At 53.3% G+C, this 12,856-nt stretch carries 11 protein-coding genes; 1 reads left to right on the top strand and 10 read right to left on the bottom strand.

Annotated elements, in window-relative coordinates:
* Nucleotides 1-181 precede the first annotated feature (181 nt).
* Nucleotides 182-571, top strand: a complete 390-nt coding sequence (locus tag ABIE48_RS07360) for a hypothetical protein (RefSeq protein ID WP_192714917.1) — start codon at nt 182-184, stop codon at nt 569-571.
* 503 nt (nt 572-1,074) lie between these two features.
* Here the strand turns inward: ABIE48_RS07360 and ABIE48_RS07355 are convergent.
* The 10 genes from ABIE48_RS07355 to ABIE48_RS07310 form a co-directional block, all read right to left on the bottom strand.
* On the bottom strand, nt 1,075-1,686 hold the full coding sequence (locus ABIE48_RS07355; protein ID WP_145022530.1) for a DL-endopeptidase inhibitor IseA family protein: 612 nt from the start codon (nt 1,684-1,686) through the stop codon (nt 1,075-1,077).
* A 69-nt stretch (nt 1,687-1,755) separates the two neighbouring features.
* Entirely contained in the window at nt 1,756-3,078 is a 1,323-nt protein-coding gene (gene melA / locus ABIE48_RS07350) for an alpha-galactosidase (protein WP_192714918.1), read from the bottom strand.
* Nucleotides 3,079-3,136: 58 nt separating this feature from the next.
* Nucleotides 3,137-4,006, bottom strand: coding sequence for a carbohydrate ABC transporter permease (locus tag ABIE48_RS07345; RefSeq protein WP_192714919.1), 870 nt, complete (start codon nt 4,004-4,006; stop codon nt 3,137-3,139).
* Nucleotides 4,007-4,087: 81 nt separating this feature from the next.
* Nucleotides 4,088-5,470 (bottom strand): ABC transporter substrate-binding protein, encoded by a 1,383-nt coding sequence (locus ABIE48_RS07340; RefSeq protein WP_192714920.1) that lies wholly within the window; start codon nt 5,468-5,470, stop codon nt 4,088-4,090.
* A 22-nt stretch (nt 5,471-5,492) separates the two neighbouring features.
* A complete protein-coding gene (locus tag ABIE48_RS07335; protein WP_354518618.1) occupies nt 5,493-6,437 on the bottom strand; it encodes a carbohydrate ABC transporter permease in 945 nt (314 codons plus the stop codon).
* Between the two features lie 172 nt (nt 6,438-6,609).
* Nucleotides 6,610-7,398 (bottom strand): helix-turn-helix domain-containing protein, encoded by a 789-nt coding sequence (locus tag ABIE48_RS07330; RefSeq protein WP_076168852.1) that lies wholly within the window; start codon nt 7,396-7,398, stop codon nt 6,610-6,612.
* Between the two features lie 185 nt (nt 7,399-7,583).
* A complete protein-coding gene (locus ABIE48_RS07325) occupies nt 7,584-9,011 on the bottom strand; it encodes an alpha-L-fucosidase (RefSeq protein WP_192714921.1) in 1,428 nt (475 codons plus the stop codon).
* A 105-nt stretch (nt 9,012-9,116) separates the two neighbouring features.
* Nucleotides 9,117-10,781: an ABC transporter substrate-binding protein gene (locus ABIE48_RS07320; protein WP_373309531.1), complete on the bottom strand. Its 1,665-nt coding sequence runs from the start codon at nt 10,779-10,781 to the stop codon at nt 9,117-9,119.
* An 88-nt stretch (nt 10,782-10,869) separates the two neighbouring features.
* Nucleotides 10,870-11,784: a carbohydrate ABC transporter permease gene (locus ABIE48_RS07315; RefSeq protein ID WP_285854925.1), complete on the bottom strand. Its 915-nt coding sequence runs from the start codon at nt 11,782-11,784 to the stop codon at nt 10,870-10,872.
* Nucleotides 11,778-12,752 (bottom strand): ABC transporter permease, encoded by a 975-nt coding sequence (locus ABIE48_RS07310; protein ID WP_192714922.1) that lies wholly within the window; start codon nt 12,750-12,752, stop codon nt 11,778-11,780. The genes ABIE48_RS07315 and ABIE48_RS07310 overlap by 7 nt, the downstream gene beginning before the upstream one ends.
* Nucleotides 12,753-12,856 lie beyond the last annotated feature (104 nt).

Here is a 12,856-nt window from a genome sequence, read left to right as displayed (position 1 = left end):
TATCTCCAAAGTGAAACCGATCCGGGAAGTAACACGTAAAATCTTTAGGTACGGTTATAGAATCTTTAAGGTTTTCCTCAGGTTTGCTGTCTATAATGACCTTAGGCTGAAGATCTCACTTACCCCATACCAGTTCACACAAATGACCCGTAACAAAATACATGAAAAGAGGATTTTTACCATGAACATAAAGCGAGTGATGATTGTCGGAACGATGGTCGTGATCATGTCCTTTGGAAGCACCGCGTTAAGCGCCTCCATCACAAGCGCAAGCCCGGCCGCGAAATGGGCTACCACTGGCGTAAAGGATAAAGACGAACTGCTGGAAGCTCTCCACCAGGACTCCGACGAGGAACTGTATGAAGCGCTGTATGAGGGCAAGTCCCTTCATGACATCGCGGCTGATCAAGGAGCCGACATCGAGAGAATTATCGATCTGCAAGTATCGCAGCTGACACGTCAGCTGGATGAGCGCCTGCGCAAAGGGAGCATTAGCGCAGATCAATATTCGGCGCACAAGGCTGAACTAAGGGAAATCGTCGAACGAAGCGTCCATACTTCATTCGGGTAACTGGAAGTACATACGACCGTCCAACGTTTTGATGGTCATCCGGGCGCTCCGATACGGATCCGGCGTGCACACATGGAGGATAACATGATTCTCCACGGCCAACGGAAACAGAATGCTCGAACGAAATTCAAATGGAGACTGATAACGAAATTTGTAAACCAGCCTGGACACGTTGTCCAGGCTGGTTTTTTGATAAGAAAAACGTCTATCGACGTACCTTCAAAGAAGACAGACCGCGTTTAGCTGAAGTTTTTCTTGCGAGATCCGGAAGCGGAGGCTCCGAATCCTATACTTTCTGCTCTCTTAAGAAAAACGTCTATCGACGTACCTTCAAAGAAGACAGACCGATTCTAGAGGAGGTTTTTCTTGCGAGATCAGGAAGCAGAAGCTCCTAAACTTATACTTTCTGATCTCTTAAATAAAGACCCCGCCGGCGCCCGGCAGGGTCTTCGTCTGTTTCCTCTTCCCTCAATGCATATGGAACCTCGAAAGCAGGGATCCTACTAGAAAATCGCATGCGGGGCGGTGCCCACTCTCCAAAATTGCCCGACTTTCTCAAACTTGACCGTCACGTATGCCGGACCCTGAAGATGCTCCGGGTAAGGAACGCTCAGCTTATACACGCGCTGCGTATCCGTCATGCTGAGCAGTTTGGCCGTCGCCTTGTCGAATTCCAGAATGTTGCCGCCGTCGGCGTTCAGCTGGGCCAAACGACCATCATGAGAAATGAAATATTTGTCCACAAAATAGGCCGCTGCCTTTTCCGTATATACGGACTTCAAATAGTTCATCAGCTTCTCCCGGGTTCCGATATCATCGGACAAGTACCGGTACTCCCGGCCATCCACCTTGAATGGGTCCCCTAATCCCTTGCCGCCGCCCAGGGCATAAAAATACCGCTTTTCGGCTTCTATGATTAATGGCGTGACGCTGGTATGGTTCAGCTTGCTGATCTTGGTCGCGTCGGTCACGACGACCTTCTCTACCGTTTGTGCCGGCACCTGCGCCGGAACAGTCACGCTCCCCGCCGGAGCCGCTCCGGCCGCAGCAGCCAGCAGGCTTGCTCCCATCAAACCGGTTGCTAGTGTAAATCCAATTTTTCGATTAAGTTTCATCTTGTATGATCGCCTCCACCCTGTTAAACGAATTCAGGATGGAAAAAGTTTCATCCAGGAAACGATAAGCTATGATTTGAAATGTTTAAACTGCGGCAAATATTCGCGATTGGCTTCAAACATCTCATCAACCATCGATTTGATCTCAGCCAGGCTGAGGACCGCGGAAGTCAGCGGATCGAAGCATACCGCATGGAATACTTTCCGCGGATCGCCCGTAAGCGCGCCTTCCACAGCCATCTCTTCGCAGCGTGCGCTTATATTGGTCAGGGCCGCCAGCTGATCGGGCAGGGCTCCCACATGAATCGGCTCCAGCCCTCTTTTCGAAGCCAATACCGGGACCTCAACGCAGCAGCCGTCCGGCAAATTATCGATCAGGCCATAATTACGGACGTTGCCGTTAAATTTAAACAGGGTACCGTCCCCGATCGTAGCGTTAAAGATATACGCGGCGTACTCTTCGCCCCGTTTTAAATCGACGGGCTCTTCCATCCAGCGCCGCATCTGTTCCTTCCAGCTGCCCTGCCTCTGTTCGTAGCCTTTGATAATATACGCGTATTCACCGGGATTCCAGCCCGTGCCGTTCGTACAGTACTTTTCAATCAAATCCGGCCGCTTTCGGAACCAGGCATTGTATTCAGAGTTATGGCCGCTGGATTCCGTGACGTAATAATCCAGGTGTAGGAACATTTCATTTCTGACCTGCTCCTCGTTGTAAATGTCCGGATGATTCATCGCCTCCCGGATGAGCGGATACGCGTCTTGGCCGTTCCAGCGAAAATCCAGGTAGAACGCCTGATGATTGATGCCTGCGCAGAGATACGTGATCTCTTCTTTAGGCGCCCCGATCCACCTGGCCAGCATCGATGCCGTTCCCTGCACGCTGTGGCACAGACCTGTCACGGTCACGTTCGTTTCGCTCTGCATCGCCCTGCACAGCATCGCCATCGGATTCGTATAATTCAGAAATACCGCCTGCGGACAGTACCGCTCGATATCGCGGCAAATGTCCAGCATCACCGGAATCGTGCGGAGCGCCCTGAATATACCGGATGGCCCGCGCGTATCTCCGACATTAATGTCCACGCCGTATTGTTTCGGAATCTCGATGTCTTTCCGCCATACGTCCAGGCTTCCAGCCAAGATCGTGCAGACGACCCCGTCCGCCCCGTCGAGCGCTCTGGTCCTGTCGGTATGCGCCTCGACTTTCGCCGGATAGCCTCCGGCCGAAATGATTTTCTCCACCGTCTTCTTCGCAAATCCGAGGCGCTCCTCGTCAATGTCAACCAAAGCGATGATGCTGTCAGCGAGCGCAGGGAACGTAAGCAGGTCGCGAACGAGGTTTTTCGTGAACACGAGACTGCCTGCCCCGATAAATACGATCTTCTTCACTGCCGAATTCCTCCCTTTGATCAAGCTGCATGCGGCCAGAATCCCGGCCGGTCAGCTGTCAGCCTTTGATGCCCGTCGTCGAAATCCCCTGAATAAAGGTCTTTTGGGCAAAAAAGAACAAAATGATTATAGGCAGCGTCGCTACGGTGGAAGCCGCCATCAGCATCCCCCAGCGCGTGCCGTATTGACCGATAAACTGCTGTAACCCAAGCGATACGGTGTACATTTTCTCGTCGCTCAAATAAATTAACGGTCCCATGAAGTCATTCCAGTTGTTCATGAACGTAAATAGCGCCACTGTGGCGAATGCCGGACGGGCAAGCGGGAGAATGATCTGCCAGAAGGTCCGAAATTCCGAACAGCCGTCGATCTTGGCTGCCTCGGATAGTTCCTGCGGAATCGTCAGAAAAAACTGCCTCAGCAGAAAAATAAAAAACGCACCGCCTAAAAATGCCGGGATAATGAGCGGTTTGTAGCTTCCCACCCAGCCGATCTTTTTGAAAATGACGAAAATCGGAATCATCGTGACCTGGGAAGGCAGCATCATCGTGCTGAGCATAATCATGAACAGTACGTTCCGTCCCGGCCATTGGATTTTGGCAAACCCGTAAGCCACGAGGGCGGAGGAAACGCAGGTGCCGACCATTGTCCATATGCAAATCGTTAACGTATTGAGGACGTAAGTACCGAACGGGACAAACGTAAGCGCCTCCGGAAAGTTCGACCACAGGAACTGATCCGGAATCCACTCCGGCGGCCATTTGAAAATTTGCGCCTCTGGTTTGAGCGCGGTGGACAGCATCCAAACAAAAGGAAAAAGAAAGGTGATACCCAGCAAGATCAAGCAAACATGGGCGATCAGCTGTTGAAACACGCCTTTCTTTGTTCTGCTTAATTTCGTGGTTTGCTTTGCGTTGATTTCAAGCATCTCGGGCCTCTCCTTTCACGGTTATGGCGGCAGGAGGAAGGGGTAACCGAAATGGATCCCTTTCCTCCCTGCCCTTATCCGTTATTTGCCTCCGGCTTTGGCGATCTCTTCTTCGACTTCCTTCTGCAAGGTTTCCAAGGCCTGCTTCGGATCTTTGTTACCCGTCATGACGGACTCTTCGGCTTTTGCCGCCCGATCCCAATAATACTGCTGCACCGGAATGACAGGTGTGATCTTCGCGTTGGGGCTGCCGAGCAGATCGACGAACGTTTTTCTGGCCGGAATTTCATTCATAAAGTCCTGGTAAGCCTGCTTCTCTGTAATCTTTGGCGATGGCGGGATCCATCCGCCTTTGGTCAGCATTTGCGCCGCCCAATCTTCGTTATGGTAGCCGGTCAGCCACAGGATGAATTCCCACGCCTCTTTCGGATGCTTGGCTTTTTCCGGAATAATGTTAAAGTTTCCATTGACCCAGGTCGCGTCCGGTTTTCCGGTTCCTTCCGGGTAGGGCAGCGTCATGACGCCGTACTGAAGGTCCGGTGCATAATTTTTCAGGTCCTCCAGCCTCCACATGCCGTCCATCGCGAACACCTGCTTGCCGCTGAGGAAAGACCACGCCGAGTTCACGTTGGAAGACATGCTTTTGTTAAAAGCGGCGACTTTGGTCGGATCGTATTTTTTCGCGTAAGACTGAAACCATTCCAATGTGGCAAGGTTGTTCGGATCGGTTGCCGTCGGCTTGCCATCCTCATCCGCCCATTTTCCGCCGAAAGCGGTGCTCCACTGGGTAAGCCCGCTCGGCATATAGCCGACCCGCTGGATGAATCCGCGTTTATCCAGTTTCCACAATTTGTCCTGCATTGCATCCAGCTCCTGGATCGTGGTGGGCGGTTTTTCCGGATCGAACCCTTCCTCTTTCAAAATATCCTTGTTGTAATACATCGCCAGCGTATTCATCGAAAATGGGATCGCATACATTTTTCCCTTGTAAGTTCCGATTTCCTTTACCGTAGGGTACATCCACTCGCCCAAATCCGGCGCGTCGGCCTGGATGTACGGGTCCAGTGAAGCGATGGCTCCCTTTTCCGCCCACGAGGGAATGATCTGGTTCCACTGCGTCATGACGTCGGGCGGATCCCCGCCGGCCTGTGCCGTCAAAAATTTGGCGTTGGCATCGCCGGTAATGGAGAGCGCGGTCACGTGAATGCCGGGATGCGTCTGATTGAACTCATCGACCAGGCTGTCGATTAGCTTCTTCCAGTCACTCGTCCACATATGCCAATATGTAACTTCTACGGCTTTTCCGTCGCCTTTCTTCCCGGAGTCGGAAGACGGGGCGGACGTATCTTCCTTCTTGCCGTCCTGCCCGGCCGCCGGAGTACCCGGTGAGGAACATGCTATTAGGCCGGCAAGCATCAGCATGATCAGCACTATCGATAATAACGGTTTGAGCGTTGACTTCATTCCATGCACCTCCGATATCGTTTTACCTTTCCCCGCCATAGAAAACCCAGCGTGCCGAGCTCTTAAATACCAGCAGCGTGACGGCCATAATCAGCAGGAACAAAATCCATGCCATAGCCGAGGCATACCCCATATGGAAGTAAGAAAAGGCGTTCTTGTACAGATACAGCGAATAGAACAGCGTAGAATCGTTGGGTCCGCCGGACGTAATAATGTAGGCCTGCGTAAAATACTGAAAGGAACCGATCAGGCCCATAATTAAATTGAAGAAAATGACCGGACTCAGCATCGGCAGCGTAATATAGACGATTTTTTGCCACCATACCGCCCCGTCGATCTGCGCCGACTCGTACATTTCCTGCGGAATATCCTGCAGCCCTGCGAGGTAGATGATCATCGCGCCGCCGACGCCCCACAGCCCCATCACGATCAGGGCAGGTTTCGACCATGCCGGGTCGACCAGCCACCCGGGACCCGCAACGCCGATGGCATCCAGCAGACCGTTGATGAGTCCGAACTGCGGGTCGAACAGCCACAGCCACAGTACGGAAGAGGCCACAACTGGAACGATGCTGGGCAGGTAAAAAATCGTCCGGTACAAAGCCATTCCTTTGACCTTCATGTTCAGCAGCAGCGCCAGCGCCACGCCGAAGACGATGCTGAGCGGAACCGAAAATAACGTATAGTACATCGTGTTGGTAATCGATTTCCAGAATAACGGGTCTTTGAATAACTGCACAAAATTATCCAACCCTACCCATACGGGCGAACTGACCACATCGTAGGTCGTAAAGCTGTAGTACAGGGATAGCAGAAACGGCAGCAGTGAAAAGGCGGCAAACCCTGCCAGCCAGGGTAAAACGAACAGCAGACCGTTCCGAAGATTCACTTTTGCGATTTTGCTCATGGTTCCCTTGGACGAACGGGCCTGAACAGACGGCCCAACCTCTGCACTTGAACGGGACAAGCAGACACCTCCTAGCCGATTTTTGCGGATTTAGCAGATCCCCCCTCCTTTGACAGCGTTTTCTTAAACGTGCAAGCCTATTTTATAAAGGGACGCCTTCGCTGTATTTATAAAAAACTTCACAAGTTTTACGATTATCGCTGAACATTTTCCGAAGACAGCCTTCGACTTCTCACCCGCCCCTTCTTCGCTGCTCTTTCCTCCAGGCGGTGGGAGACATCCCCGTCTGTTTTTGAAACCAGGCGGAGAATGCATGAATATTGGGGAATCCGACCCCGCTCGCGATTTGCTGAACCGTCTTGTCGGAGAAGGTAAGCAGCATTTTGGCCTCGGACATCCGGTACTGCTGCAGATATTGCTTGGGTGAGAGACCGTAAGTCTTTTTGAAACAGGAGCGCAGCCCGCTCTCCGACATGCGGATCATCCGCGCCAGATCGGTCACCCTCATTTCTTTGTCCAGGTTGGTGCGGATATACTCGGCAATGGCGTCCAAGGTAATTCTGGAATCCTGTTGTTCGATGCGGTCCAATAAAAACAGCATAAATAACTCGACCCATGTTTTTAACAACCGGTTAAACAGCTGATTCGGGCGGACGGACGTCATGTGGAGCCACACGCTGAACAACTTCTCAAAGCGCTCCAATGCATAATGGGCCAGGGGAAACAGGTGCAGCGATTCTTCATTTGTCATTTGAAAAAATAACCGTTCGAGCTCATGCGACAAATGGTCAACCTGCAGGACGGCGAAGCGGATCGGTGTAACGGAGCTGTAGTCGTGGGGTACGCCGGGGGTGATCAGGATGACGTCCCCCTCCTGAATCGAAAAAACCTGGTCTTCAGCATAGAACACACCTCGTCCGAAAGTGACCACGCAGATTTCGAAATGGGGATGCACATGCGTGCCCATTTTCCATCCGGAAGGGTACGTTACGAGATCGGTGTACAGTGAAGATCTATCCAATACGAATATCCCACCTTCCATGATTTGAAATTGTTGGTTCGAAGTTCATTAACATTATACTGAGGCGGGAATGTCGGATAACCGCAAAAAAACTCCCCGATGGACAGACCCTATACGGGCCGCCTCAGCGAGGAGTTTAATCAGTTCATAGTATACGATTGAAAAGAAACTATAATTGTTCCGCTCTATGGCTGCAGATAAATCCGAATGGAGGAAATCTGCGGACACCACCGGGACTCCCGGATTTGAAGCCGGATATAACGGCTCTTGACGGCGGGAAAACGGCAGATCCGCTTGTGGCCGATAACCGTACCCGCATAAGCTGTTTTCCACGTGTCCCCATCCAGATACTCGAGTTCAAAGCGCTCGACCCGCTGGCTGTACCGGTATTCCTGCAGCACGATGTGGTCAAAGGCGGTCTCCCTCTGCAGATCCAGCGTGAGCGAAGCCTGCTCCGTGCCTTCGGGCGGCGCCCAGTACGTGTCCGGTTGTCCGTCAAGAACATGGTCTGCTTGATGGTCTTCTGCCTGGACGGATGCCTCCACCGCGGCCCCTGCAGCCAAGTCGGTGCCAAACGTGCTGCGGATCCGGTCCCCCAGCTCCTGCAGGCGCAGGACGTCCCGCTCATGAATGAGGCCGCGCCGGTCCGGCGGAAGGTTAAGAAGGAACGTCGCATTGCCGCCGACCGATCCATAATATACGTTCATCAGCTCATCCAGCGATTTGACCTTGTCATCTTCGGAGGCGTGGTAGAACCAGCCCGGACGGATCGACGTGTTGACCTCCGCCGGGTACCAGACCAGATCCTGCTCGTGCTCGATGACCGCCCGGCTGCCCAGGTCCTCGTCCTCCGACCGGTAGCTCCGGGCAAACGCCGGATCGTCCTCCTGCTGCGATTTCGCCTGGATCTTCTCGTTATCCCGCAGCGACGCAGGCACGACGCTCCACTCCGATTCCCGGCAGTGGCCGGCTTCGTTGCCGCACCAGCGGATGTCCGGACCGCAGACCGAAATCGCCGCATCCGGCTGCAGCTCGCGGATCAGCGCGTAGTAAGCGTCCCAGTCGTACACCTGGCGCTTGCCGTTCGGCCCTTCGCCGCAGGCGCCGTCGAACCAGACGCAGAACACGTCGCCGTAACCGGTCAGCAGCTCCCTCAGCTGATTGGTAAAATATTCGTTATACGCCGGCGAATCGCCGTATGTAGGCTCATGCCGGTCCCAGGGGGACAGGTAAATGCCAAAGCGGATCCCTTCCCTCCGGCACGCCTCCGACACTTCCCGGACCACATCGCCCTGCCCGTCCTTCCACGGGCTGTTCTTGACCGAGTGCTCCGTATACCGGCTCGGCCAGAGGCAGAAACCGTCGTGGTGCTTGCACGTCAGAATCAGCCCCTTCATCCCGGCTGACTTGATTGCCGCCACCCATTGGCCGGCATCCAGCTCCACCGGATTAAAGATACCCGGATCCTCCTTCCCGTCCCCCCACTCCCGGTCCGTAAACGTATTGACCGTAAAATGAATGAACGCGTAGAACTCCATCTCCTGCACGGCCAGCTGCCGTTCGGTCGGCTGAACCTGTGCGGCGTAGCGGATCCTTTCGGTCGTTACCATCATGAAATGCCCTCCATCCTGGTTTTGATTACAGGTATGCATACCTTGTTGTTCTCCTTGTAAAAGCCGGATACCTGCTTTACACCTCAGATATCCGGCTGCTCTCCCTTATTTCTTTAACGCTTTTTGGTAGATCGCCAAGTATTGATCCAGCTGCAATCCCTTGAAGCCGGCGATGTAGCTGTCCCAATCCTTGTCGATGTCTTTGTTGCCCGTCACGAACTGCGCCAGGCTCGATTTCACATAATCGGTCAGCGACTTCTGCATTTGCGCAACCGTCATGGCGTCCGCCGGATCAATGAACGTATCCGCAGGATAGACGACTTCCGGCTTGGCGAAAGGCTCGTATTTTTTGGCGGCCAGCCATAAGCGGTATTCATAGGCACCGTTGCCCAGCGGATCACTTGGGGCGGCAAAGGATTCGCGGATGGAGTTAAGCATTTGCATCGTACCGAGCTGCCACCAGAAATTGTCCAGCGTCGTTTCCCCGTTCGCGGACGGAGCCTTCGGAACCACTTCATACTTCGCCGGTTTGCCGTTGTAATCCAGCTTGCCGCTGTCGGCTTTTTTCCAGCCTTCACCTTCAAAGCCCCATGAGGTCATGACCGTTCCCTCTTCGGACCAGAGATAATCCGCCAGTTTGATGGCAGCGACCTGCTCCTCTTTCGTCGCCTTGTTCGTGATCACAAACGATCCGTCGCCCGCGCCAATGCTGTAGCCTGTCAGCTGGACTCCATTTGGTCCTTTCAGCGGCGGAACGACGTCGTAATCCTTATGTCTCGGGTTCGAGTCGTCCACGCTGAAGGCACTGCTAAGCAGAGCGTAACCTACGGTGCCCACGGCGGCGTCCGGCTTGTTGGCCAGCTGCTTCACAGCATCGTTGTTCTGCGTAAAAACGGCTTTATCCATCAAGCCTTCGGCAAACAGCTTCCGTAAATACTTCAGGCCTTCCTTCCATTCGGGCTGCGCCGGTGAATAGATGACCTGGCCGTCTTTGATGCTTAAGTAATCCGAGGTGTTGTCATAAATAAAAGCGTTCATCAGGAACGAATCCACGCCGCCTCCCCACACGCCATCGGACGAGGTGGTGAACGGAATCTCGTCGGCTTTGCCGTTGCCGTTCGGGTCTTTCTCCTTAAAGGCTTTTAGTACGTTGTAAAACTCATCGGTCGTCGTCGGCATCGACAGGCCCAGCTTCTCCAGCCAGGAAGTATTGATCCACATCCGCTGCCCATAGGTGCAGTGCAGACATTCGTTCAGCTTCGGCAGCGCGTAAATTTTGCCGTCCGGGGCGACCATGCCCTGCTTCAGGTAAGACACGTCTTCCATCGCCTTTTTAATGTTGGGGGCGTACTGGTCGATCAGATCGTTCAGCGGGATGAAGGCTCCCTGCTGGCCGTATTTGATCTGGTCCGCTTTGGATATCCCCGCGTTCATAATGACGGCCGGGTAGTCGCCGCTCGCCAGAAGCAGCAGCTTTTTGTCGCTGAAGCCGGCGTCCGGCACCGTGCTCCAATTAAACTTGATGCCGAGCTTGTCCTCGATGTACTTGGAGAACTTGTTGACGTCCATGTTTTCGATCCCCGCCTGCTGCGGAGCGAATACCGACAGCTCCACCGGTTTACTGGGATCCGAGGCGGCAGCCCCTGCGTCATTCTGCTCCTGCTTGGAGCCTCCGCATGCCGACAGCAGAAGGGATAATACCAACAACACACTTAAGCCGATAAATGCCCGTTTTTTCAAAGAAACTCCTCCTTTGGTTGAATGGCTCATATCCATGCCCCCTTACAAATGACCACTTCAAAACATCCTGCAGCGTTAACCCGGTCACACCCCCCTTACGAAATTCCGTTCACCGCCTTCATCCCTTCAGCGATCCGATCATGACTCCTTTAACAAAATGCTTCTGGACAAACGGATAAATGATCAGCACCGGCGCGCTGGAGACGACGATAAGCGAATATTTCAGCAAATCCTTCAGCCCCTGCTGCACGAGCAGGCTGTTCACATTGGTCATCATGTCGGAATTTTCCGAGTTCAGGATGAGAATGTTCCGCAGGAAGATTTGCAGAGGGAACATGCTGTTGTCTTTCAGGTAAATGAGTGCATTAAAGTAAGCGTTCCAATGCCCGATGGCATACATCAGGAACAATACCGCAAGGATGGGCTTGGATAACGGCAGTACGACCTGCAGAAAAAATCTCATGTCGCTGCACCCGTCCATTTCAGCGGCCTCGGCCAGCTCGTCGGGAAGCGACTGGAAGAACGTCCTGGCGATAATGACCTGAAATACGGCCAGCGCGCCGGGGATGATCATAGCCCATCTCGTATTGACCATACCCAAGGATTTGACGAGCAGATAGTTCGGAATCAGCCCGCCGTCGAAAAACATCGTAAACACGATCAGCACCATAATCAGCCCGCGGCCGTAAAACGTTTTGCGGGCCAGCGGATAGGCCAGCATCACCGTGAACGAAACGTTAATGAGCGTACCCACGACCGAATAAAAGAGCGAATTGCCGAATCCGATCAAAATATCAGAATTTTGGAATACCGCCTTGTAGCCGACCAGGCTGAAATTCACGGGCCAGAGCCACACCTTCCCGGACGTCACCGCCGCCGGTGAGCTGAAAGATGCGCTCAGCACATGCAGCAATGGAAATAAAATGACAATCAGCACCAGCGATAAAAACAGGTAGACGATGCCCAGAAACAGCCGGTCCGCTACCGCTTCGCGTATTTTCGTTGATTGCACGCTTTTCGCACCTCCTACCATAAACTGTTGGACGAGATCTTTTTGGCGATGAAATTGACAAGGATCAGCAGCACAAAGTTAATGACCGAGTTGAACAGCCCGATCGCGGCCGAGAAGCTGAAATTGGCGCCCAGCAAGCCGATCTTGTATACGTAAGTCGAAATGACCTCCGACGTGTTCAGGTTCAGCGGATTTTGCATTAAGTAGATCTTCTCGAAGCCCAGTCCCATGATCTGACCCAGGTTCAGAATCAGCATAATGACGATAACCGGAACGAGGCTGGGAAGGTCGATATGGACAATTTTCTGAAACCGGGAAGCTCCGTCTACCTTGGCAGCCTCGTATAAATCGGGATTGACCCCGGACAGCGCCGCGATATAAATGATGGCCCCGTAGCCGGTGAACTGCCACACATCCGAGAGGACGTAAATCGTTTTGAAGTACCCCGCCTTGCCCATAAAATCGATCGGCTCCATCCCGAGCGACCTGAAGATGTTGCTGAGGAGCCCGACATTCGGCGATAAGTTGACGATCAGAATCGAGACGATCACGACCGTCGATATGAAGTAAGGCGCATAGGTAATCATTTGAACCGATTTCTTGAACAAGCCGTTGCGAATTTCGTTCAGCGCCAGCGCCAGAATGATCGGCGCCGGAAATCCGATGGCCATGCCGTACAGCGAAATTTCGAGCGTGTTCTTAAAGTACTGCCAGAAGAACGGGGTATCGAACAGCTGCTTGAAGTACTTCAGCCCGGCCCACGGGCTGCCGAGGATGCCCTGTACGACGTTGTACTCCTTAAATGCGATGATGACGCCGAACATAGGCACGTACTTGAAAATGACGATATAAAGCAGAGGGAAGAAGACGAGCAAATAAAACTGCCAGTGCTTCCTGATTTTCCGGCCGGCCTGTGACCCCGCCCTTTTCCGGCGGGCGGCTAATCCGGGGGGATGCGGCGAAGCCGCCTTGCTGCGAGTTGCTTCCATACCTGCCGACTCTCCTTTGCGCTTGAGTTGCCTTCATGTTATCGGCACGGCACGGATGCGTTCAATATACAACTTTCGCCCGGTCAACTTATTTCCGCGTCCCT

Source organism: Paenibacillus sp. OAE614, assembly GCF_040546645.1.
Taxonomy (GTDB): domain Bacteria; phylum Bacillota; class Bacilli; order Paenibacillales; family Paenibacillaceae; genus Paenibacillus_AQ; species Paenibacillus_AQ favisporus.
The sequence above is the reverse complement of the archived record's forward strand: the minus strand, read 5'-3'. Positions and strand labels throughout refer to the sequence as shown.